The following is a 23,253-nucleotide window of genomic DNA, read 5'->3' as shown; positions in this document are numbered from 1 at the left end:
TCAACTAGTTATTTAAAAATGAATTTTTTAAATTTTATAAGTTATTCTTACTTAACTATTTTTTTAATGGGGCTGATCGCTGTGTGCAATAGAATTTTTACTTTTTCCGCATTTGTGCTTTAATTTCAACATGCAATCACCATTTCAAAAATAAAAGGTAATTCCCTTCGATGAATGACAGCGAACTCACCACCCAAGAGCACACCACGCTCAGCTATGCTTTGGCACGTACCGATCGGTTGATCAATCAAATCTTGAACGAAGAACTGAAAAAAATTGAAATTACCCTGCCACAGCTCACCATGCTGTCGGTGATTCAGCGTAAGCCCGGGGTCTCTAATGCCAAACTGGCTGAGTTGGCATTTATCAAACCACAGTCCACCACCAAGGTGATTCAAGAGCTGGAAAACCGAGAGTGGATCACCAAAACTGCCGATCCAGAACATGGTCGTCGGATTTTGATTAAACTCTCGGAGCTGGGTGAGGAGAAAGTGCGTGCCTGTCGAGCGATTGTCAGTCAAGTCGAGACATTGATGCTCAAAGGCATTGATAAAAATTTAGCGCTGCTAATTAAAAGTCAGCTCGAAATCATGGTGAATAATCTCAAACAGGCAAAGTAAATGTCTAAATGAGCGATTCAAAAATATTTTTAAATCACTTAACTTTACATCACTTAATTTAAGTCATAACGAATCTGTTGGGCGGCTTGTCTAATCAATGGCAAAATCCGCTCCTGTAAAGTGGTCGCATCGCTTTGTAACACAGTGGATATACAATTTAACGCTGCTACAGCGTGTCCTTTTTGCGACAAAATCGGCACGGCGATGGCGATGACACCAAGCTCATGTTCCTGTTCAGATAGACAAAAATCGTGCTGGCGAATACTGGCAATGCGTGCTTTGAATTGCGCATCATCAGTGATGCTATATGGTGTTAAACGTGGTAAGCCATATTGATCAATCCAATCTTCTAAGTCTGCTGAGCTCAAATATGATAATAATAACTTTCCAGTCGACGTGGCATGTGCAGGCAAACGATTACCTAAGTGAATACCATAAGGAATCATCTTTTGTCGGTCGTGTTGCATAAAACTATGCGCAATCGGCACCACTTCATGCCCATCTAAGACAGCGACAGAAAAACTCAAATTCGTCAGTTGATTCAGTTGATTTAAATGTGGCTGTGCCAACTTCGGTAGCAAACTCGAACTGAGATAGGCACTGGAAAATCGTAGCACCTTATGCGTAATCCAAAAATGCGTGCCATCGCTCGAAAGATAGCCCAAATCGGCAAAGGTCAGCAAATAACGCCTTACCGCTGTGCGACTAATCTGCGTTTTTTGTGCCACTTGACTGACATTTAAACGTTGTCGTTCTGTGCCAAAGGCTTCTAAGACTTGCATGCCTTTGCCGAGACTGGCAATAAATTGAGATTTTTCCATCTCTTGTTCTGACATTATGCATGCCCTCACGTCCGCTGTTACCTATCACTTGCCTTAAATCACAATATTCTGATTGGATCCATAGGCAAAAGCATAGCTCGCTTCTTCGATTTTCACCATATATTTGTCCGCTATACGGACATTTTTATCTATTTTCGGACAATAGTAGATTTCGCTTGCTACTTTTTCCAAGCCAAAGTGTCTACATTAAATCAACGACGATATTAATTTCTTGGCATAACGCTGAGCTATACATCAGGACAATGGAAAATGGACATTTTAGACACACAAGTTGCAATCATTGGCTCAGGACCTGCGGGTTTGTTACTTGGGCAATTGCTTTATAAAGCAGGAATTGAACATATCATCATTGAGCGTCAAAGCGCCGAATATGTTGCGTCACGCATTCGAGCAGGGATTCTTGAGCAGATTACCGTGGATTTGTTGCATAAAGCAGGTGTCGCTGACAATCTGGACAAATATGGTCTACCACATGATGGCGTAGAGATTTTAACCAACAATCAAAGACATCGCATCGATCTCAGTCAACTGACAGGTGGTAAGCAAGTTGTGGTGTATGGTCAAACTGAAGTGACCAAAGACTTGATGGAAGCACGACAGCAGGCAAATTTACGCTCATTTTATCAAGCTGAAGATGTGCAAATCCACGATTATGAAAGTTCGCCTTATGTCACACTGGTACAAAATGGTCACAGCTATCGGATCAATTGTCAGTTTATCGCTGGCTGTGATGGCTTTCACGGGGTTTGTCGTGCCAGCATTCCAGAAGACAAAATGCAGACGTTTGAAAAGGTCTATCCTTTTGGCTGGCTCGGTGTGCTTGCTGATGTGCCGCCCGTTGCGCCTGAGCTGATTTATGTGCAATCCGAACGTGGTTTCGCCCTGTGCAGTATGCGCTCCAATACCCGTAGCCGTTATTATTTACAAGTGCCGATTACAGATACTGTTGAACAATGGAGTGATGAGGCATTTTGGGAAGAATTAAAAAATCGTCTGGATGATGACAGCAAAGCCAACTTGGTCACTGGTCCTTCGATCGAAAAAAGTATTGCGCCACTTCGCAGCTTCATCACTGAGCCGATGCGTTTTGGCAAATTGTTTTTAGCGGGTGATGCAGCGCACATTGTCCCGCCGACAGGTGCTAAAGGCTTAAACCTAGCAACCTCAGACATTGGTTTTTTATCGGACGCATTGATTGAATATTTCCAGAATGGTTCAAATGAAGGTATCGATCAATATTCTGCACGTTGCTTGGCTCGAGTATGGAAGGCGGAACGCTTTTCTTGGTGGTTGACTCACCTACTCCATCGCTTCGATACCGAAACAGAGTTTGACCATCGTATGAAGCAAGCAGAGTTAAATTATGTCTTGGAGTCTGTTGCGGGACAAACCACTTTGGCGGAAAATTATGTCGGCTTGCCGTTTAAAGTCGATCGCTCTGATCTTAAGTCGCACGTTCTTGCCAGTGATAAGACTGAATCGATACACCTGACTTCAAGCTCGTAATCAAAGACATTTCTCGTCTATCAATGGACATAAAAAAGGTCAGTTATGAACCTCTTTCTCGCTCAAACTGACCTTTTTCATTCCAATGATTTTAGTCCATCAAAACCACATCATCCTTAAATCATTATGCTTATTTCCCAATCTTAAGCATTTGCTTGTTCCTGCTTCGAGACATCCCGGTTGAGCAATAGGATTAGAACAATCGCAATGATAAACACTACGCCGTAATAGGCATACAAGGTAGCAGGTGCAACCTGTTGATCGAGAAAAATGCCCGCCACCATTGGTGATAGAATCGCACCCAGACGACCGAAACCAATCGCATAGCCCACACCACGATTTCGCACTTCGGCAGCATAGATCGTCGGTGAAATAGAATACAAACCAGCCACACAGCCGTTAATCAGCAAACCAAGCAACACGCCAACGGCGAAGGCGACACTGACATTCGACGACACACTGACAAATAAGAATACGCACAGTGCAGTCAATCCAAGAAATAAGCTGAGCGCATAAAATATACGGATTTTTGATGCCAATAAACCAATAATCGCCGCCCCAAAAATTCCACCAATACTGATTAGAATCCCTGTACTGACACCTTGCTCAGGTGACATACCCATACTGATCAAAATCTTTGGCGTCCAACTCATGACAAAATAAAAGCCAAACATCACCAAGAAGAATGCACACCACAGATACATGGTCTGTTTTGCCTTGCCCGCTTCAAACAAGCCCGATGCCGTTGAAGTTTGTTGTTGTTCACGTTGATTGATCTCTGGTAATTGCGTCAGTGTGGCAATATTCATTTTGCTTAAGGTCTGGTTGATTTTATGCAGTGCATTGTTTGGGCGCTTGGCAAATAAATAATCTAAAGATTCAGGCAATAACCAGAAACTCAGCACGAGCATCACCACTGTGGTGATCCCGCCAGCCAAAAACACCGAACGCCATCCCAAATCACCTATCATTAGTAATGATAAAATGCCGCCCAGTGTTGCACCGATACCATAACCTGTCGACATCAGACTCACTGCAAGACTGCGCCAACGGGTATTGGCATATTCACTGGCAAGCACATTACTACTGGCAAGAATTCCGCCCACACCCAGCCCAGTGATAAATCGAAAGACAGCCAACATCAGATGAGACTGCGCAGCAGCCGAAGCCAACATACTCACAGCAGAAATCGCCAAACAGGTCAAAATCAACTTACGGCGACCAAATTTATCTGCCAATGGCGCAAGAAAAATAGAACCACCCGCCATCCCAAATAATCCTGAGCTGAGCAATAAGCCAATTTGTTTGGCGCTCAGTTGCCACTCGTTGGACACGGACGGTGCAGTAAATGCCATCACCATGACATCAAAACCATCAATAATATTTAGACAAATACAGATCAAAATCACAAACCATTGATAACGGCTGACGGGATTTTGATTGATCGTCTCTAAAACGGGATTTGCGCTCGACATCCATGCTCTCCTGTACTGGACTGGAGACACATCAACTGCATATCTTGATACTTTGCCTTATCTCGTTACCTGATCTACTGTGATGTACTTGATCAACTTGGGTAACGTTGCATGATCTTGATATATTGGGTGATTATGTCTTTCCATATCCATAATTGCCTAATGACGTTCTTTTCAACTGTATTGAAATCCATTCTATTTTCAGGGATTGATGTCCCTGTTTAAAATTTAATTTAATGGATCCATTCTGTCAATTTATTTTGTAAAAATTTATCAGTCTAGCGAATACTTTCTTTTCAGTTTAATTTAGCAATAAAAACAAATAAATAACCCCACAAAGTCTATTGATTAGATGAATACACCTGCGATTTACTGATTTTTAATTGTAGGTAATTTAGAAAATTCACTTGACCACAAAAATAAACTTATCTTATATTGGATCCAATAATTGACAAGGAGTCATGCTCATGTTTATCAAAAATGCTTGGTACGTCGCCTGCCGCCCCGAAGAAGTACAAGATAAACCGTTTGGACGTAAGATCTGCGGTGAAAGCATCGTATTTTATCGAGGTCTTGAACAACAGGTCTATGCCGTAGAGGATTTCTGCCCACATCGTGGTGCACCGCTATCTTTGGGCTATGTCGAAAATGGCGAATTGGTCTGTGGCTATCACGGTTTAGTCATGGGCTGTGATGGCAAGACCCAATCCATGCCAGGACAGCGTGTTGCAGGATTTCCATGCAACAAATCTTTTGCCGTCGTTGAGAAATATGGATTTATTTGGGTTTGGCCAGGTGAAAAGGACTTAGCGGATCCAAAATTACTGCCAACTTTAGAATGGGCTGAAAGTCCAGAATGGGGCTATGGCGGCGGCTTATTTCATATCCAATGCGATTATAAGCTGATGATAGACAATCTCATGGATCTCACCCATGAGACCTATGTGCACGCCAGCAGTATCGGTCAAAAAGAAATTGACGAAGCGGCACCAGCCACCAAAGTTGATGGCAATCATGTGATTACCGAGCGCTATATGGAAAATATTTTTGCACCGCCATTTTGGCAAATGGCACTGCGTGGCAATCACCTTCCTGATGATCAATTGATCGATCGGTGGCAGCGTTGTCATTTCCATGCACCGAGCAATGTACATATCGAAGTTGGTGTCGCCCTTGCAGGTCATGGTGGCTACAATGCGCCAAAAGATAAAAAAGTCTCTTCCATCGTAGTGGATTTCATCACCCCTGAGACCGAAACTTCACATTGGTACTTCTGGGGTATGGCACGTAATTTCCAAGCAGATAATGCCGAACTCACCGACTCCATCCGTGAAGGTCAAGGCAAGATTTTCACCGAGGATTTGGAAATGTTGGAACGCCAACAGCTCAATATTTTAAAACATCCTGATCGTAAACTGCTCATGCTGAATATCGATGCAGGCGGTGTGCAATCCCGCAAAATTATCGATCGTCTACTCGATACTGAAAAGCCCAAAGCGCCAACCACACCACAGCAGCGTCAATTTCCGAATATTCGGGTGATCTAAAGGAAGCAACAACATGGATGTTAAAATCGATAAAATTCACCAACTTACACCGAGTATTCGTGCGTTTGAGTTGATCGCTCAATCAGGAGAGATGCTGCCAGCATTTTCGGCTGGCTCGCATATTGATGTCAGCCTAAAAAATGGCTTAACTCGACAATACTCTCTCTCCAATAGCTGTATTGAAAGCCATCGCTATGTGATTGGTGTATTACATGATCCCAATTCACGAGGTGGCTCGGCGTGCCTGCATGAGCAATATCATGAAGGCGATCTGCTCAGTATTAGTGCACCACGCAATTTATTTGAAATCGATCCGCAAACCGAAACGGCGATCTTATTTGCTGGCGGTATTGGCATCACGCCAATCTTATCGATGGCATATCAACTGCAACAGCAGAATATTGCTTTTGAATTACACTATTTTGTGCGTAGCCGTGAGCAGATTGCATTTTATGGCAACTTAACCAAACACATGACGGGACAGATTCATTTCCATATCAATGATGAAGCGGATACCAGTTGTGATATGGAACAATTATTATCAACACACAGTACGACGCATCATCTCTATGTTTGTGGACCAAATGGCTTTATGGACTATGTAATCGACACTGCACAGCACATGGGCTGGAACGATGCACAAATCCACAAAGAACACTTTGTCGCACCGCAGCTGGATATTCTCAATGATCATGCCTTTACCATCGAAGTCAAAGGCTATGACCGACCGATCGAAGTCTCTGCACATGAGACGGTGGCAACCGCCTTACAAGCACACGGTTTCGACATTCCACTGTCTTGTGAGCAAGGCATCTGTGGCACCTGTATGCTGAAAGTCGTCGACGGTATCCCTGAGCATCGTGATGTCTTTATGACTGATGAGGAACATGCGGAAAATAATATGTTCACGCCATGCTGTTCACGGGCGAAATCTGAGAAATTAGTAATTGAAATCTAAACTGTTTCAGCACCCGAAAAACCGAATGCATATCATCATAGCAGTACGATCATAGTGGCTTCGATAATGCCACTTTGATTTTACGGTTTTAGGTTAAACAAAGAATCTTGGCACTTAAGGCTGAAGTATATTTTGCACCGTGCTGGCAAACACCACTACACTGCTATGCTCTCGCATTAAGGTTTCGGCTCGACCTGCCTGACGATTGACTAAGGCATCATAGATCGAGCAATGCTGTAAATGGGCAAAATGCAGACGCTGATATTCTGACAAGCTATGCTTTGAGTCATACGCTAATGCTTTTGCGGATGCCATCGGCAGTTGATTATTTTTGGTCAGTGCCTGCATGAGTGCAATATTTTCAGCACCTTGAATGATAGTATCATGAAAAATATTATTATAATGATAATACTGCTCCAAGCCATCCTCAGCAAACTGTCCTGTTGCAAACAGCTTGTCGCAGGCTTGAATACAATCGAGCAAAGTATTGTGCTGATCCGTCGTCATGCCTTTTTCTGCAAGGGTTTTCGCAGCAAGCCCTTCCAATACACCACGGACTTCCAGTGCCTGCTTGACCAAGTCACTGGAAATCTCTCGCACTCGATAGCCACGTGTTGGATTTTTGATTAACAAGCCTTCTTGCGCAAGCAACTGAAATGCAATGCGCACTGGCTGTCTGGACACACCGAGCATTTCTGCGGTGGGGATTTCTGCGATACGCTGACAGCCTTCAAACTCACCTGAAATAATCATTTCTCGGAGTTTTAACAGGACTTGTTGCCCAGAAAGCTGCTGTTTACTCATGATTTAGAAATTCACTCATGACTTAAGGATACACTCATGATGTAGAACGCTTCATCTTGCCACGCATTGTTGCGATATGCACGTCAGTCAAAAACTCTGCTATGCCGATGCAAGCGCTTTTTCAATATCCGCTTCTAGGCTTTCAGGCTTAGTGGTTGGCGCATAGCGTCCAAGGATTTGCCCATCACGACCAATCAAAAACTTGGTAAAATTCCATTTGATATTGCGGTTGATAAAGCCTTTGGTTTCTCGGGTCAGATAACGAAAAATCGCATGTGATTCAGGGCCTTTGACATCGACTTTGGCAAACATCGGAAAACTTACGCCATAGTTACGCTGACAAAATGCACCGATCTCCTCATTCGTCCCAGGATCTTGTCCACCAAACTGATTGCAAGGAAAACCAAGCACCACTAAACCTTGATCTTTATACTTTTCATACACCGCTTCTAGACCATGAAACTGCGGGGTAAATCCACATTTACTGGCGGTATTGACGATCAAAATCACTTTGCCTTGATATTCAGAAAGACTCTGCGTACCGCCTTCTAAGAGTTCAGCTTCAAATTGATAAATATTGCTCATGGGTAATTGTCCTCATCGACATTTTGTTGTGTTTGTAATTTGAGTGATGCGGAGTTGATGCAGTAGCGCAAACCCGTCGGCTGTGGCCCATCTTCAAAGACATGTCCAAGGTGTGCATCACAGACATGACAAGTGATCTCGGTACGTGTCATGCCGTGGCTTTGGTCACTATGCTCATCAATATTGCTTTGATCGATCGGGCGAAAAAAGCTTGGCCAGCCTGAACCCGAGTCGTACTTGGTGTCAGAGGAAAATAATGGCGTACCACAACAACGGCATTTATACACGCCATCGGCTTTACTGTTCCAATATTGTCCTGTGAATGCAGGTTCGGTACCTTTTTGACGTGTAATACGAAACTCTTCAGGACTTAGCTCACGTTGCCATTCACGGTCTGTTTTATTGACTTTTCCCATTGCCCGCTCCTTTCATTCTTGTGTTGAAAATGTCATGATTGCACCTCTTACTTTTACGCTACTGAAATCAAAATTGCTAGTGTATTATGTAGTTAATTTCAAAAGTTTTTTAGACTTTTGTTGTTCATCTCACTGGAATATTACTGGAATAAGTCATGTCCACTCAAAGTCGTCTTACACGGGAAATTAAAAAATCAGCTAAATTGGAGCATGTTTGCTACGATATTCGCGGACCTGTGTTACGAGCCGCCAATGAGATGGAAGAACAAGGTCATCGAATTATCAAGCTGAATATCGGCAATCCTGCCCCATTTGGCTTTGAAGCACCACAAGAGATCATCAACGATGTGGCGCTCAATCTCCCCAATGCAATTGGTTATTCAGATTCAAAAGGTATTTTCCCTGCACGTAAAGCGGTGTGCCAGTATTATCAGCAAAAAGGCATTTTGGATTTGCACGTCAATGATGTCTATATCGGCAATGGTGTCTCTGAGCTGATCGTCATGTCCATGCAAGGCTTGCTCAATGATGGCGATGAAATGCTCATCCCAATGCCTGACTATCCACTATGGACTGCTGCGGTGAATCTATCAGGCGGTACAGCAATTCACTATAAATGTGATGAAGAAAATAGCTGGTATCCTGACATCGCCGATATGGAATCCAAAATCACAGCGAATACCCGTGGTATTGTGGTGATCAACCCGAACAATCCTACAGGTTCAGTCTATCCACGTCATGTCTTAGAGCAAATCGTGGCATTGGCACGTAAGCATGACTTGATTTTGTTCGCTGATGAAATCTACGACAAGATCGTCTATGACGGCATCGAGCATGTGTCAGTTGCATCGATTGCCAAAGATTTGCTGACCATTTCCTTTAATGGTTTGTCCAAAGCCTACCGTATCGCAGGTTTTCGTGCAGGCTGGATGGCAATCTCTGGTGACAAATCCAAAGCACGTGACTTTATCGAAGGTCTAGACATGCTCGCTTCAATGCGTTTGTGTGCCAATGTGCAAGCCCAATATGCGATACAGACAGCGCTTGGTGGTTATCAATCGATTAATGATTTGATCCGCCCAGGTGGTCGTCTGTACGAACAACGCAATATTGCATGGGAAATGCTCAATGAAATTCCTGGCGTGAGCTGTGCCAAGCCTGAGGGTGCAATGTACTGCTTCCCGAAACTTGATCCGAATATCTATCCGATCGAAGATGATGAACAGCTAATGCTCAACTTGCTTCGTGCAGAAAAAGTGTTACTGGTTCAAGGTACAGGCTTTAACTGGCCAACACCTGATCACTTCCGTGTGGTGTTCTTACCTGCGCCAACAGAATTACGTGAAGCGATTAATCGTATTGGGCGTTATTTTGCTGCATTACGTGCATAACCATTTAATAATGCGCTCAATTTCAATGCATTAAACATTTAGCGCATCAAAACTTAAACATAAAAAAGAAGCACGCTGTTCGACAACGTGCTTCTTTTTTGCTTAGTTTATCAGTAAATTATTGAAAGTGTTCCAATAAAGCACGTTGTACAAAATAAGGTTCTGCGCCTTTTTTCGGGGTCACAGCGATCCATTGTCCATCTGGCTGAAGTTCCCATGCTTGTTGATTATCTTCTAAATAATTCAATAAACCTTGCTCGATAATGCGTTTGCGAAGCACAGGATCTTCGACAGGGAAACACGCTTCTACACGACTGAACAAGTTGCGATCCATCCAATCGGCACTTGAGCAATACACTCTCGGATTACCCTCATTTTCAAAGTAATACACCCGAGTATGTTCCAAGAAGCGCCCAACGATCGAACGCACATGGATATTTTCCGACAAGCCTTTCAGTTGTGGACGAAGACAGCAAATCGAACGGATAATCAGATCAATTTTCACCCCAGCTTGTGATGCTTCGTAGAGTTTATCAATCAACTGCTGTTCGGTGAGCGCATTGACTTTAACGATAATGCGGGCTTTTTTACCTGCAATGGCATTGGCAATTTCATGGTCAATAAAGTTCATCAACTGCTGATGCAAAGTAAATGGCGCATGCAATAGCTTTTTCAATTTGACGGTTTTTCCCATCCCTGTCAGTTCTTGGAAGACCCGATGCACATCTTCTGATAGTTCTTTATTGGTGGTGAGCAAACCATAATCAGTATAAATCCGTGCGTTGCCTGCATGATAGTTACCCGTACCGAGATGGACATAACGCATGAGTTGATTGTCTTCACGACGCACGATTAGGATCATTTTGGCATGGGTTTTATAACCCACAATACCGTATACAACGACTGCGCCCGCTTCTTGCAAAATATTCGCCACAGCAATATTCGATTCTTCATCAAATCGAGCACGCAGTTCAATCACCGCAGTAACTTCTTTGCCATTACGAGCCGCTTCAGCCAATACTTGTACGATTTCTGAGTTTGGACCGCTACGATACAGCGTTTGCTTAATCGCTAATACCTTTGGATCACGTGCCGCTTCACGCAACAGATTGATCACAGGCGCAAAAGACTCAAAGGGATGATGCAGTAAAATATCTTGTTTTTTCATCGCTGAAAAAATACTTTCTGACTTTTTCAGCGCTTTAGGAATCACTGGTGTATGCGAGCCATAGCGCAGATGCGGACGTTTAAAGTTTGAAATCAATCGGGTTAAGTTGACGGGACCATTCACTTTATACATATCGCTCAGCTCAAGATCAAACTCATCCAGCAGATATTCATAGATATGTTGCGGGCAGTTTTCCGTCACCTCTAAGCGTACCGCTCGACCAAAACGACGAGAGCTGAGTTCGCCTTTTAAGGCAATCGCCAAATCTTCGACATCTTCATTGAGCGCCAAATCGGCATTTCGAGTGACACGGAATTGATAACATCCCGTTGCCGTCATGCCTGGGAATAAATCGGATACATGCTCATGAATAATGGCAGACAGCATCACATGATATTCTTTACCACCTGTCAACTCATCAGGCAAGCGCACGACACGTGGCAAGGAACGTGGCGCAGGCACTACAGCAAGCTCGATCTGACGACCAAAGGCATCTTTACCCTCTAAGGTGACGATAAAGTTCAGGCTTTTGTTGACCAAGCGAGGAAATGGATGCGCAGGATCCAAACTAATTGGCGTGAGTACAGGCGCTACTTGTTCTTGGAAATATCGTTTTAACCAGACCAACTGCTCATCGGTCAGCTCATCACGCTTGAGAAAACAAATATCTTCATCACGAAGTTGTGGCAGGATTTCTTCATTCAAAATACGATATTGGCGTTCGATCGCCGCATGCGCAGTTTGAGAAATACGATCCAGCACTTCACGTGGCGTTAACCCATCTGGGCTATGGCTTTCATTGCCCAAATACAATTGCTCAAGCACACCCGCCACACGGATTTCAAAAAATTCATCCATATTGCTTGAGAAGATCAACAGAAAGGTTAAACGATCAAGTAGCGGATGCGCAGGATTAACCGCTTGCTCCAAGACACGCAAATGAAAATCTAAAATGGAAAGTTCACGATTGATATATCGATCATGAAAAGTATAGTTATTGCTCGCTTCGGTCGCTGAATTTGAAGTCGCATGATTTGATGGAGTTGAATTCATTGAAATACTGCCTTAAATTTATCAATGAGAGTGTTTTGTTTATTATGCGACAGAATTATGACAATTCGGTAAAAATCGTAAAAACATTTCCTAATTTCGATCAAAAGAATTGTGTTTTACGCAATGAAATCATGCAATTCCTCAAATTTTAAAATGGAACTCAAAACTAAACATTGATCTCAAAATCTAGCTTCGTAATAAAAACTGATAAAACCAGCTGAAATTCCTCCAACAAAGCAATAAGCCAAAAAATCATGTGAGTATTGAATCAAGTAAAAGAAAAGCCCCAATACACAAGCTGTTAATAGTGAGCACATCACTGGCGCAATCCTTTGTTCAGCATGATTTAGTTTTCGATGTGCATACACAATATTTGGCTTTCTAATCACATAATATTTTCTAAAAATAGGTAATCTTCGAATGACCACTGGCATAAAAATGATGCCAAAAATGCAACACAAAATCAGAATGGCAAGATTTACCTCAAAACCTTTTAAAACAAAAAGATAGGCAAAGACACTACACAACAAAATATCCAATATAAGATAAACGAGATAGTTCTTTGCTCTAAACATCAGGACACCGAGTTTTCTATTTTTTATTCAGGCAATGCGCTATGCGACATATAGCGTAAAATCATACGCTTGCGTGCTTTAAACTTGGCATCAGGTGCATGATCTTGATAATAACGCGGATTCGGCAACATTGCCGCCAAATGTGCAGCTTGATCACGACTTAGATTTTTGGCACTTTTACCATAATAATGTCGTGTTGCTGCCTCCACCCCGTAAATCCCTTTTCCAAACTCCACCGAGTTGACATAGACTTCCAAAATGCGCTGCTTCGACCACATGCGCTCCATCATCCAAGTCGCTACAGCTTCTTGACCTTTGCGCACATAAGAGCGCTCGTTAAATAAAAATAAATTCTTCGCCAATTGTTGTGAAATAGTCGAACCACCTGCAACCACCTCTCCTTTTTTCTCATTTTTCTTGATGGCGTCCTCAATCCCTTCCCAATCAAAGCCATGATGCTCAAGGAAACGCCCATCTTCTGCGGTAATCACCGCACGCTTAAAGTTATCACTGATCTGATCATTGTCTTTCCACTCATGGATAATCTTGGCATTCGGCGTGGTCCAATAATAGGTGCGCATAAACATGGTCGATTCGACAGGAAAAAAGCGCCAATAGGCTAAGCTGGTAAAGATCCAAATTTGTACCAATAAAACGACACACACCAAACCCAATAGGCAACGTAAAATAAATTTTTTCATATCAATCTAAAACTGCAAAGTGAATGAATAATCAAAAAATAAGCCCACACATTGAGTAGGCTCAAATCATCAACTCAAACATTCTAACCAAAATTCATGACATAAAAACAGCCATTTGGCAAAACTGAGGACAGTTGTGTATCGGTTGGCACTAAAATCACAAGAAATGACAAGCAAGTTGAGCAAATCCCTGATTAATAGTTATGCATAATCTTGAGTTAAAAAAGTTTAGTGTGGGAAACTTAATGCGGAAATTTATCTTTGGCTTGATCCGTCAAACTAATCTGCCCTGTGGCAATGTGATAATACATGCGCCAATCTGAAACAAAGCTATACAACGGCTGTTTAAAAGACGCAGGTTTATTCTTTTCAAAGCCAAAATGCCCCACCCATGCGCATGCATAACCCGCAAAAAAACCCAAAGCGACATAACGCTTTTGACGTGTTTTGATCGCTTTACGAAATGCCAAAAGCCCCAAACTACTGCCAAGAAAGTGTAAACGCCGACAATTCAAATCATGATGCTCCGTCAGATAAAAGCGATAGAACTGCTGATAATCTTTGATCGGCATTTGTAGTTTTTCAAGCTGTATTGGCGCTGGATGTTGACTAAAATCCTGTTGCATATTCATCTGACTTTCTCCTTAAAATCATCATGCACGCTTAAATAAACGCAGCTTAGCGCTTACCCATAGAGCGACGTGTACCACGTGGTGGCATCCATGTCCGATCGGCATATTGCTCTGGTTTTGGGCGCACATGACTATGTGTATCTTGTGCATCAAGTGCTTGCTGGTCATCGCTTTGCGACGGCATTGGAAACGGTAATTTCACCGCTTTCTTTTTCATCACTGTTCACCTGTAATGCTTACTAACATAACGCTAGCATAGTTTGACTAGAAATAAAAAGGACTAAACATTCACAATGTTCAGTCCTTTTGGTCAAAATGAAACGATTTTTAGAAATTTATTTCGTCAATCTTTCCATTTTTAAAATCAGCGTGCTTATTTTGCAGCAGCTTGAGCAGCAGCAACTTCTTCAGCAAAGCTCATTTCAGCTTTCTTCTCAATCCCTTCACCCACTTCGAAGCGAACGAATTGTGCAACAGTTGTACCAGTCGCTTTAAGTACATCAGCAACTTTCTTGTCGTTGTCCATCACGTACATTTGACGATCAAGAGATACTTCGTTCAAGTATTTTTCAACTGAACCAGTCACCATTTTTTCGATGATGTTTGCAGGCTTACCAGATTCTTGTGCTTTTGCTTCTGCGATTTCTTTTTCTTTCGCAACAAGGTCAGCAGGAACATGTTCAGCAGATACTGCAACTGGGTTGAACGCAGCAATATGCATTGCCAAGCCTTTACCTGTATCCGCATCACCAGCATAAGATACCACAACACCGATTTTCAAACCGTGTTTGTACACAGCCAAGTTGTCGCCTTCAACGATTTTTGCACGACGTACTTGGATGTTTTCACCGATTTTTTGAACCAAAGCGATACGTGTTTCTTCAACAGTTGTACCGTCTTCAAGTTTAAGTTCAGCGATTTTCGCAGCATCAGTTTCGCCAGCAGCAAGTGCAGCGTTTGCAACTTTGTTTGAGAAGTTTGCAAAGTTTTCGTCTTTAGCAACGAAGTCAGTTTGGCAGTTTACTTCAAGAAGAATCGCTTTATTACCTTCTTGAACAATAGTAATTGCGCCGTCAGCTGCGATGTTACCCGCTTTTTTAGCTGCTTTTGCTTGACCAGATTTACGAAGGTTATCAATCGCAAGTTCGATGTCGCCATCAGCTTCGGTCAATGCTTTTTTGCATTCCATCATAGCAAGACCAGTACGGTCACGTAATTCTTTTACCATGCTTGCAGTAATTGCAGTCATGTCGTTCTCCTAATTCGGATGATTGATTTAACACAAAATCTTTGATGAATACTACATGCAAAAACACGTAGTAAAAAACGACCCATGGAGTCGTTTTTAAGGTTGCGCCGAGCTTGGCATATCAACATTGCATGCGCATGACATCTGATGATCACCATACGCTACAAGCTCAGCACATGTGCATTAAGCCTCTTGAGAGCCTTCTGCAGCTTCTTCAACTTTTGCTTGTGCATTTGATTGAGTTTGAGCGTACTCTTTACCCGCCAAGATTGCATCAGCCATTGCAGAAGCGTACAAAGTTACTGCACGGATCGCATCGTCATTACCAGGAATCACGTAATCAACGCCATCTGGATTAGAGTTAGTATCAACGATACCGATCACTGGAATACCCAAGTTGTTTGCTTCTTTAATTGCAATCGCTTCGTGGTCGACATCGATCACGAAAATCGCATCAGGCAAACCGCCCATGTTCTTCACACCGCCCAATGAACGCTCTAGTTTGTCCATTTCACGAGTACGTTCTAGCGCTTCACGCTTAGTCAATTTCGCAAATGTACCATCTTCAGATTGAGTTTGAAGATCTTTCAAGCGGTTGATTGATTGACGTAAAGTTTTCCAGTTAGTCAACATACCACCCAACCAACGGTGATCAACGTATGGTTGACCTGCACGTTGTGCTTGTTCACGGATGATGTTAGACGCTGCACGCTTTGTACCAACGAAAAGAACTTTGTTCTTTTTGCTTGCAAGACCGTTAACGAAGTTCAATGAATCATTCAATGCAGGCACAGTGTGCTCAAGGTTGATGATGTGAATCTTGTTACGTGCACCAAAAATGTATTGACGCATTTTTGGGTTCCAAAAACGTGTTTGGTGACCGAAGTGCGCACCAGCTTGAAGAAGGTCACGCATACCAACGTTATAATCTGCCATTTTCTTTACCTTAAAAGTTTGGGTTAGGCCTCCATATGTCCGCATTCTCCACTTTGTTCAATCTTGCATTTAGCAAAAACTAACTGCTTGATTTAATAAAAGCACCCAGAGGAATGTGTCGACATATGTGCGGATTTTTTAACTCATGATGATCACAATGTTCGTCGCTTTGCTTTGATCAGATCAAAACGCAATGTTTTGTCTTAAGCTGTGTTCTAAAAAACACACGAAAAACCATTTGATAAAATGAGGCGCTCTTTATACCATAGTCCTGTTTAAATTACCAAAAGTTTTTATAAATCATGAATAGTTATCAATCTGCTCCAAGTCGCCTAATTAAATCTCCCGAAGCCATCGAAAAAATGCGTGTTGCGGGACGACTGGCGGCAGAAGTGCTGGATATGATCAAACCCTATATCGTACCTGGTGTAACGACACTTGAACTCGACACTCGCTGTCATGACTATATTGTCAATGTGCAAAATGCCATTCCAGCATGCTTGGGCTATGGCGGTGGTCATGGTCGTCCAGCATTTCAGCACAGCATCTGTACCTCGGTAAATCACGTAGTTTGTCACGGCATTCCCGCAGACAATAAAGTCTTGAAAAAAGGCGATATTCTCAATATCGACGTCACGGTGATCAAAGATGGTTATCACGGCGATACCAATATGATGTATGTGGTCGGCGGTGAAACCACGATTTTGGCGGATCGTCTCTGCAAAGTTGCCCAAGAAGCGATGTATATCGGCATGGAAACGGTGCGTGCAGGCTCATTTGTCGGTGATATTGGTTATGCCATCCAAAAATATGTCGAGAGCCAACGCTTTAGTGTGGTGCGTGAATATTGTGGTCATGGTATCGGCACAGTATTCCATGATGACCCGCAAATTTTACATTATGGTCAAAAAGGCACTGGCATGCGCTTAGAGGCAGGCATGACGTTCACCATTGAACCGATGGTGAATGCAGGGGTTTGGCAAACCAAAACCCTAGGCGATAAGTGGACGGTGGTCACTAAGGATCATAAATTGTCTGCACAATATGAACATACCCTGCTCGTCACCGAAACTGGGCTGGAAGTACTGACCGCCCGCCCAGATGAAGATTTATCACGTTTTCATGGCTAATATAGAACCTGTTGGCAAATAGCGCATTACATTGGCAGTATTTTGCCAACAGCCGTCAAAAAGATCACTGAAAAGTGGTCTTTTTTTCATTGCAGTGGCTGTAGCGATTTAAATCACTTTACAATCTAGTCACTTACTTAAACATTATCTTAATATTATGTTTTTAAAACAATTATTTATTAATTACAAAACTACTTATTTCAAGATATTTCATTAATAAAACGCATAAATTTGATCACAGTGCATGTATATTTTTTTTCGAGATGATCACAGTGTAAACAAAATCACTTGCCAATAATGTCAACACAAAACAAATAACGACCTAATGAAATGGAGTTCGATCATGCCGATGATTTTGCAGCCGACTGCGATGTCTACACGTTATCCTTTTAACAAAACTTTATTGACTTTATCCACTAGCGCCTTGCTCTGTGTGCCGATCTTTGCCCATGCAGATTCACCCTATTTTAGCTTGAAAGATGGCGATGGCTTTAAGCGTTTTTCGGTATCCATCGGTGCACTGCACGTGATGCCGCAAGGCAAAGCCCAGCCAATCCGTGTCAATACCTCTGTCGAAGATGGTGAGGTTGCCGATGTTGGCGAGATTCAATCACAAACCGTCAAAGATAATCTCAAAGAAGGCTCTGATGTCTCTACCGTATTAGAGCTGGCGCTGAATACTTTGGATACCATTCCTGCGGGATTGAGTGGTACTGCGGAAATCTACGGCTTAGAACAGTGGGATAATCCCGGTACAGGGCTTGAAGCGGACGATGTCACCACACTCGGTATCATGACCAACTATTTCTTCACCGATAATGTCTCATTTGAACTCAAGGCAGGCGTTCCGCCAGAGGTCGATATTCAGGGTAAAGGTAAAATCTATGCACCATTTTCTGCAACAGCTTATCCGCTTGGTGGTGTTGCAGGTACGCTAGAGTTGGAAAATGACATACTGATCACCGACCTTGAAGCCTATGGACCCGTTGCCTCTACTCGTGCATGGACGCCCGCATTTGAATTTCAGTATCACTTTGGCAAAACAGGCGTGAATAAATTCCGCCCCTATGTCGGCTTAGGTTTGATGTACGCTTATTTCAATGAACTCGAACTCAATGATCAGACTGAGCAAGACTTAATCGCCGCTGGACACATGATCGCCAACATTAAAGAAGGCAAAGCGGGTGCATCACTTGAAGATAAAACCAGCTCGGCTGATCCAAAAGTGTCATTAGAAACTGAATCGGCGTTTGCCCCTGTTGCGACCGTTGGTTTTACCTATGATTTTAATGATAAATGGTTTGCAGTGGGCTCGGTCAGCTATGCGCATCTAAAAACTGAATCGACCATCACCGTCAAAGATGAAGAATTTGGACAATTGATTAAATCTACCAGTGATGTCGAAATCAATCCGCTACTGGCTTATGCTGGTGTTGGGATGCGTTTCTAAGTTTTTGCATCTTTCATCAAAGCATTCTTCGGAGTGCTTTTTTTGCACGTGTAAAAATTTAAGTTACTATAGAAATTAGAAAATAATACAGTTGAGCTAATATTATGGGCTATCACGATCTATACCGAATGAGTTCACATGCAGTGATCCTCAACGATCAACAACAAGTGCTATTACTGAAAGCCACCTATGGTGATAAGGCTTGGGGCTTACCTGGTGGTGGGCTTGACCCCAATGAAACGATTCATGATGCTTTACATCGTGAGTGCCTTGAAGAGCTTGGCTGTGCCATCGATGTGGACTATCTCAGCGGTGTCTACTATCACCAAGCACTCAATGCACATGCTTGTATTTTTCGTTGTCAAATCGAAGAAGATCAACAGATTCAACTCAGCGAAGAGCATTCTGAATATGCGTGGTTTAATCTTGGCGACTTAAGTGAAGTGCAGAAAATCCGTGTGCTGGATTGTCTAAGTTTTGAAGGGATCGTACAAAGCCGAATATTTTAAAGCGTCCTATCGATTCAAGCGACCAGCGTATTAAAGCGTATTAAAGCGTATTGATTTGTGCGAGATCAATGCATAAAAAATCATGTGTGACTTGTTTTAATCGTTGATCCTGCCAAATCTCAGCCAGCGGAATCACCACATCATCAGCCAGTGGACATTTCTTCGGATTGAATTGCATACTTTGCAAAGAATCTCCCCAAGCAATCAAATCTACATCCAGCGAAATGCTATGTGATGGACGTTTACGCCCTGCATCATTTTCAAGTTGTTTTAGTGCACTAAACACATGATCAAGGGGCATAGGCGATTCAAGTAAACAGGCGGCATTCCAATAATCTGCCCCAACTTGATCACGACATGGCATCTCATAAATCGAAGATACTTGGCAAGCACCCCAAGTTTTCAAGGTATCTAGACAAAGTTGGAGATGTTTGGCTTTTTCCAGATTAGTCGCTATGGCGATGGCGTAAGTAGTCACGTTGACGCTCGATTTGGATTCCGACGGATTGTGCAGCGGGAATGATAGCAGGCTTACGCACAGTAATGTTAATTTTTTCAATGGCTTCAAACTGTTGCATCAATGCCACCACCACTAAATCCGCAACATGTTCAATCAGTTTTGGTTTGGCATCGACAATGACTTGCTCGCAGATTTCACAAATTAGCGCATAGTTCAAGGTATCTTCAAGCGCATCGCTTCGACACGCTCGATCAAGATCACATGAGATTTTCAAATCTAACAATAACGGCTGTAAGATTTGCCGTTCCCACGTAAAACAACCGATCACGGTCTCGACTTTTAATCCATCAATGACGATCAGATCGGTCATGCTGTGTCCTTTTTCGTTCAAGTCAGTGAAATGAAAGTGAATTAATAATTAATGCATCAATTTTGAAGCAGGTTCGATATCGTGCAACATCTGTAAGCGGTTGTCTGCATAAATATCGGTATATGGTGCAAGCACTCGCATAAAGCGATCGAAATACAGCATTTGTTTGAATAATAAGGCAAAATCACGTGGGAATCGGATGCCGTGACGCTCCCCAACGCCAACAATGTCGAGCATAATATCGTTGAGGTCGGCAGGTTTGGTACTGAGCAATTCTTGCGGATCAGACAGGAGCACGCCACTAAATAGACGCTGTAAATCTTCTGATAATACTGCCGTATCAATATTTTGATCAGTCATACCCATTTGTAGCATGTACTTCGCCATGTTGTCGTAGTCAGTTTGTTGTAGCGCATCCATAAATTTCATGCACGCCGACCATACTTCAGGTTGCAACTGCCCGACAATCCCAAAATCAATAAAGCCAATTCGCCCATCACGCAGCAACATGAGATTGCCCGCATGCAAATCCGCATGAAAACTCGGACACATCATCAGACTACCAAACCATGTATTCATCGCGCCGATTAATACTTGACTTGGATCTTTGGCATATTTCTTCACGACGTCAAGATCGGTCAATGGTACGCCATATAGACGTTCCATCGTGAGTACCCGACGAGTTGAATGTTGATGATAGACTTTTGGCGCCGTGGCAATGGTGTTTTGGCTCGCTTGTAGATATTGCTTAAAATCTTCAAGGTTTTGCGCTTCTTCGATGAAGTCCACTTCACGCACCATGCGTACACGAATTTCATTGACGATGTCGGACAAGGACGCAAATTTAACTTTCGGCACGATACGTTCAAACATTTTTGCTGCAAAATGCACCACACCCAGATCGGTATAAAGAATGGTTTCTACATTCGGCTTTTGTACTTTAATCACCACATCTTCGCCAGTTTTTAGTACGGCAGCGTGGACTTGTGCAATAGAAGCCGAAGCCAGTGGCTTTTCTTCAATACTTTGAAAAATATCGTTTAAATCTTGCCCTGCAAATTCTTCTGCAAGCACTTGCTGAATATAGCTAAATGGCAAAGCAGGCGTTTGGTCTAGGCATTTTTGGAATTCTTCGACATACTCACGGGGGAATAATGACGGCGTACTGGCAATGAACTGACCGAGCTTGACGTAAGTTGAACCAAGCTCTTCAAAAGTTTCTCGCATCAACTGGGCTTGATTGGGTTGTTCGGTCGCATATTTAATGCCTGCTTTCGCCGCAACGACCGCTGTCTCGCCCATACGTGCGATCGAACGTAAGCCTGATAATAATTGTTTTTTTCTTTGATTCATGATTCATCTCAAATCGTTAGACCAAAAGTCTGGATATGAATAGTCCGACTGTGAAAGTACAACTGTATAATGGAGCGCTCAATCTATCACATTTTGCCGATGTTGCACTGTCAAAACCGTCCAACAATCATCAACAAATTGTAGGACTTTTTAAACGATGATCTGGTCATTCGCTGGATTGGCAAACAGGACAGCTTGGATCAGCACTGACCTTGACCAAACGCTGTTGCATGTTTATCCCATCCCACAACAATAATTTATTCAAAAGTGGTGACTTGTCTAGACCTAAATATAATAAGGCATGATGTGCTTGCAGACTTGCCATCACTGCTGGCGTAGTGGTGAGTACACCAGAATTGGCACAGCGCCGTTCATCAGGATTTTCATGCGAGGACTGCGGAAATACGCAGTGGTAGCATGGCGCTGATTTTAACATCATCAATTGCCCTTCCAAACCAATGGCAGCCGCAGTCAAGAGTGGAGTGTTACGTGCGACGCAGAACTGATTCACCGCATAACGCGTGGCAAAATTATCACAACCATCCAGCACTAAATCAAAATGATCTGAGAGCTGTGAAGCCAACTCATGATCAAACTTGTCACGAATCGCTGTGACCTTGACCAGTGGGTTGATGCTTTTTAAGTGATAAGTCAACACATCCACTTTGAGCTGACCGATTTGATAAGGATCAAAGGCAATCTGTCGTTGGATATTGCTCAGCTCGATTTTATCAAAATCAATAATCGTAATCTGTCCAACACCCGCACGCACCAACATTTCACTTGAGGTACAGCCGAGTCCACCTGCGCCGATAATCAACACATGACTATTTTTTAAATTTTGCTGTGCATCAATATCCCACTCATCGAGCAAAATATGCCGACTGTAGAGATGTAATTCTTCATCTTTAAGTTGCGCTGGTGCTGATTCATTCATAAAAAAATTGAATATCTTGAAAAATAAAAATTTAAGCTAAATTGGCAAAGCCTTGTTGACGCCACGCTTCATAGACAATCACCGCAGTGGCGTTGGATAGATTTAAACTGCGTGAATTTTCCGCCATAGGCAAACGAATCCAATTTTCTTGCGGGAATAATAAGCGAACATTTTCAGGTAAGCCACGTGTTTCAGGTCCCATCAGCAGTGCCACAGGACGATTCAAATTCACGCTATGCGGTGTAGAAAAGCCTTTGGTCGTGAGCGGAAAAATTGTATTTTCATCAATACCTTGTGCTTTCAATTCTGCAAGACAACTTTGCAAATCATCCCAAATTTTCATTCTCGCCCATTCGTGATAATCCAATCCCGCACGTTTGAGTTTTTTATCATCGAGTTCAAAACCAAGTGGCTTGATGAGATGTAACTGCGCACCTGTATTGGCACATAGTCGGATGATATTGCCCGTATTGGCAGGAATTTCAGGCTCAAATAAAATAACGTGAATCACGCAAACACTCAACGTTGTCAGACTAAAAACGAGGTTTATTGTACATGATTTTTAAGTCAAAACCCTATCTCAGCT

Annotated in this window: 25 protein-coding genes; 8 read left to right on the top strand and 17 right to left on the bottom strand. The window is 42.7% G+C overall.

The window, feature by feature from the left end; all coding sequences use genetic code 11:
- Positions 1 to 170 precede the first annotated feature (170 nt).
- Positions 171 to 620, top strand: coding sequence for a MarR family winged helix-turn-helix transcriptional regulator (locus tag BLQ60_RS00630; protein WP_092614528.1), 450 nt, complete (start codon positions 171 to 173; stop codon positions 618 to 620).
- 53 nt (positions 621 to 673) lie between these two features.
- Here BLQ60_RS00630 and BLQ60_RS00625 read toward each other — a convergent pair whose 3' ends face one another.
- Positions 674 to 1,456: an IclR family transcriptional regulator domain-containing protein gene (locus BLQ60_RS00625; protein WP_092614527.1), complete on the bottom strand. Its 783-nt coding sequence runs from the start codon at positions 1,454 to 1,456 to the stop codon at positions 674 to 676.
- A 255-nt stretch (positions 1,457 to 1,711) separates the two neighbouring features.
- On the opposite strand from BLQ60_RS00625, the gene pobA reads away from it, so the two are divergent.
- Complete coding sequence (gene pobA / locus BLQ60_RS00620) at positions 1,712 to 2,968, top strand: 4-hydroxybenzoate 3-monooxygenase (protein ID WP_092614526.1); 1,257 nt, start codon at positions 1,712 to 1,714, stop codon at positions 2,966 to 2,968.
- A gap of 143 nt (positions 2,969 to 3,111) precedes the next feature.
- On the opposite strand, the gene BLQ60_RS00615 is transcribed toward pobA, so the two are convergent.
- Positions 3,112 to 4,443, bottom strand: a complete 1,332-nt coding sequence (locus BLQ60_RS00615; RefSeq protein WP_092614524.1) for an MFS transporter — start codon at positions 4,441 to 4,443, stop codon at positions 3,112 to 3,114.
- Positions 4,444 to 4,910: 467 nt separating this feature from the next.
- On the opposite strand from BLQ60_RS00615, the gene BLQ60_RS00610 reads away from it, so the two are divergent.
- A complete protein-coding gene (locus tag BLQ60_RS00610; protein WP_092614522.1) occupies positions 4,911 to 5,990 on the top strand; it encodes an aromatic ring-hydroxylating oxygenase subunit alpha in 1,080 nt (359 codons plus the stop codon).
- Between the two features lie 13 nt (positions 5,991 to 6,003).
- The gene (locus BLQ60_RS00605; RefSeq protein ID WP_092614520.1) at positions 6,004 to 6,948 is read left to right on the top strand and encodes a PDR/VanB family oxidoreductase; all 945 of its coding nucleotides are present in this window, start codon (positions 6,004 to 6,006) and stop codon (positions 6,946 to 6,948) included.
- Between the two features lie 114 nt (positions 6,949 to 7,062).
- On the opposite strand, the gene BLQ60_RS00600 is transcribed toward BLQ60_RS00605, so the two are convergent.
- From BLQ60_RS00600 to msrB, 3 genes are all read right to left on the bottom strand, one after another.
- On the bottom strand, positions 7,063 to 7,752 hold the full coding sequence (locus tag BLQ60_RS00600) for a GntR family transcriptional regulator (RefSeq protein WP_092614517.1): 690 nt from the start codon (positions 7,750 to 7,752) through the stop codon (positions 7,063 to 7,065).
- A 99-nt stretch (positions 7,753 to 7,851) separates the two neighbouring features.
- A complete protein-coding gene (locus tag BLQ60_RS00595; protein ID WP_092614514.1) occupies positions 7,852 to 8,337 on the bottom strand; it encodes a glutathione peroxidase in 486 nt (161 codons plus the stop codon).
- A complete protein-coding gene (msrB, locus tag BLQ60_RS00590) occupies positions 8,334 to 8,753 on the bottom strand; it encodes a peptide-methionine (R)-S-oxide reductase MsrB (RefSeq protein ID WP_092614511.1) in 420 nt (139 codons plus the stop codon). Before msrB ends, BLQ60_RS00595 begins: the two co-directional genes overlap by 4 nt.
- A gap of 155 nt (positions 8,754 to 8,908) precedes the next feature.
- On the opposite strand from msrB, the gene BLQ60_RS00585 reads away from it, so the two are divergent.
- Complete coding sequence (locus BLQ60_RS00585) at positions 8,909 to 10,144, top strand: pyridoxal phosphate-dependent aminotransferase (RefSeq protein ID WP_092614508.1); 1,236 nt, start codon at positions 8,909 to 8,911, stop codon at positions 10,142 to 10,144.
- 118 nt (positions 10,145 to 10,262) lie between these two features.
- Here BLQ60_RS00585 and ppk1 read toward each other — a convergent pair whose 3' ends face one another.
- The 7 genes from ppk1 to rpsB form a co-directional block, all read right to left on the bottom strand.
- Complete coding sequence (ppk1, locus tag BLQ60_RS00580; protein WP_092614505.1) at positions 10,263 to 12,365, bottom strand: polyphosphate kinase 1; 2,103 nt, start codon at positions 12,363 to 12,365, stop codon at positions 10,263 to 10,265.
- Positions 12,366 to 12,544: 179 nt separating this feature from the next.
- Positions 12,545 to 12,940, bottom strand: a complete 396-nt coding sequence (locus BLQ60_RS13940; RefSeq protein ID WP_143005161.1) for a hypothetical protein — start codon at positions 12,938 to 12,940, stop codon at positions 12,545 to 12,547.
- Between the two features lie 23 nt (positions 12,941 to 12,963).
- A complete protein-coding gene (gene mtgA, locus BLQ60_RS00575) occupies positions 12,964 to 13,641 on the bottom strand; it encodes a monofunctional biosynthetic peptidoglycan transglycosylase (protein WP_092614502.1) in 678 nt (225 codons plus the stop codon).
- Positions 13,642 to 13,883: 242 nt separating this feature from the next.
- On the bottom strand, positions 13,884 to 14,273 hold the full coding sequence (locus tag BLQ60_RS00570) for an Mpo1-like protein (protein ID WP_092614499.1): 390 nt from the start codon (positions 14,271 to 14,273) through the stop codon (positions 13,884 to 13,886).
- 46 nt (positions 14,274 to 14,319) lie between these two features.
- The gene (locus BLQ60_RS00565; protein WP_092614496.1) at positions 14,320 to 14,490 is read right to left on the bottom strand and encodes a hypothetical protein; all 171 of its coding nucleotides are present in this window, start codon (positions 14,488 to 14,490) and stop codon (positions 14,320 to 14,322) included.
- 156 nt (positions 14,491 to 14,646) lie between these two features.
- Entirely contained in the window at positions 14,647 to 15,522 is an 876-nt protein-coding gene (gene tsf, locus BLQ60_RS00560) for a translation elongation factor Ts (protein WP_092614493.1), read from the bottom strand.
- 183 nt (positions 15,523 to 15,705) lie between these two features.
- Positions 15,706 to 16,458, bottom strand: a complete 753-nt coding sequence (gene rpsB / locus BLQ60_RS00555) for a 30S ribosomal protein S2 (RefSeq protein WP_092614490.1) — start codon at positions 16,456 to 16,458, stop codon at positions 15,706 to 15,708.
- Positions 16,459 to 16,760: 302 nt separating this feature from the next.
- Here rpsB and map point away from each other — a divergent pair, with 302 nt between their 5' ends.
- The 3 genes from map to BLQ60_RS00540 all read left to right on the top strand — a co-directional run bounded on the left by map (position 16,761) and on the right by BLQ60_RS00540 (position 19,547).
- A complete protein-coding gene (gene map, locus BLQ60_RS00550) occupies positions 16,761 to 17,588 on the top strand; it encodes a type I methionyl aminopeptidase (protein ID WP_092614487.1) in 828 nt (275 codons plus the stop codon).
- 349 nt (positions 17,589 to 17,937) lie between these two features.
- Positions 17,938 to 19,038, top strand: coding sequence for an OmpW/AlkL family protein (locus tag BLQ60_RS00545; protein ID WP_378235157.1), 1,101 nt, complete (start codon positions 17,938 to 17,940; stop codon positions 19,036 to 19,038).
- A 104-nt stretch (positions 19,039 to 19,142) separates the two neighbouring features.
- Positions 19,143 to 19,547, top strand: a complete 405-nt coding sequence (locus BLQ60_RS00540; RefSeq protein WP_092614484.1) for an NUDIX hydrolase — start codon at positions 19,143 to 19,145, stop codon at positions 19,545 to 19,547.
- 40 nt (positions 19,548 to 19,587) lie between these two features.
- Here the strand turns inward: BLQ60_RS00540 and BLQ60_RS00535 are convergent, their stop codons facing one another.
- The 5 genes from BLQ60_RS00535 to BLQ60_RS00515 form a co-directional block, all read right to left on the bottom strand.
- Positions 19,588 to 20,025, bottom strand: coding sequence for a 2-amino-4-hydroxy-6-hydroxymethyldihydropteridine diphosphokinase (locus BLQ60_RS00535; RefSeq protein ID WP_092614481.1), 438 nt, complete (start codon positions 20,023 to 20,025; stop codon positions 19,588 to 19,590).
- Positions 19,994 to 20,377, bottom strand: a complete 384-nt coding sequence (folB, locus tag BLQ60_RS00530) for a dihydroneopterin aldolase (RefSeq protein ID WP_092614478.1) — start codon at positions 20,375 to 20,377, stop codon at positions 19,994 to 19,996. The genes BLQ60_RS00535 and folB overlap by 32 nt, the downstream gene beginning before the upstream one ends.
- Positions 20,378 to 20,425: 48 nt before the next feature.
- A complete protein-coding gene (locus BLQ60_RS00525) occupies positions 20,426 to 21,730 on the bottom strand; it encodes an ABC1 kinase family protein (RefSeq protein WP_092614475.1) in 1,305 nt (434 codons plus the stop codon).
- 166 nt (positions 21,731 to 21,896) lie between these two features.
- The gene (locus BLQ60_RS00520; protein WP_092614472.1) at positions 21,897 to 22,667 is read right to left on the bottom strand and encodes a HesA/MoeB/ThiF family protein; all 771 of its coding nucleotides are present in this window, start codon (positions 22,665 to 22,667) and stop codon (positions 21,897 to 21,899) included.
- 31 nt (positions 22,668 to 22,698) lie between these two features.
- Positions 22,699 to 23,178 (bottom strand): tRNA (cytidine(34)-2'-O)-methyltransferase, encoded by a 480-nt coding sequence (locus BLQ60_RS00515; protein ID WP_092614470.1) that lies wholly within the window; start codon positions 23,176 to 23,178, stop codon positions 22,699 to 22,701.
- Positions 23,179 to 23,253 lie beyond the last annotated feature (75 nt).

It is taken from the genome of Acinetobacter marinus, assembly GCF_900096915.1.
GTDB classification, from domain to species: Bacteria; Pseudomonadota; Gammaproteobacteria; order Pseudomonadales; family Moraxellaceae; genus Acinetobacter; species Acinetobacter marinus.
The sequence above is the reverse complement of the archived record's forward strand: the minus strand, read 5'-3'. Positions and strand labels throughout refer to the sequence as shown.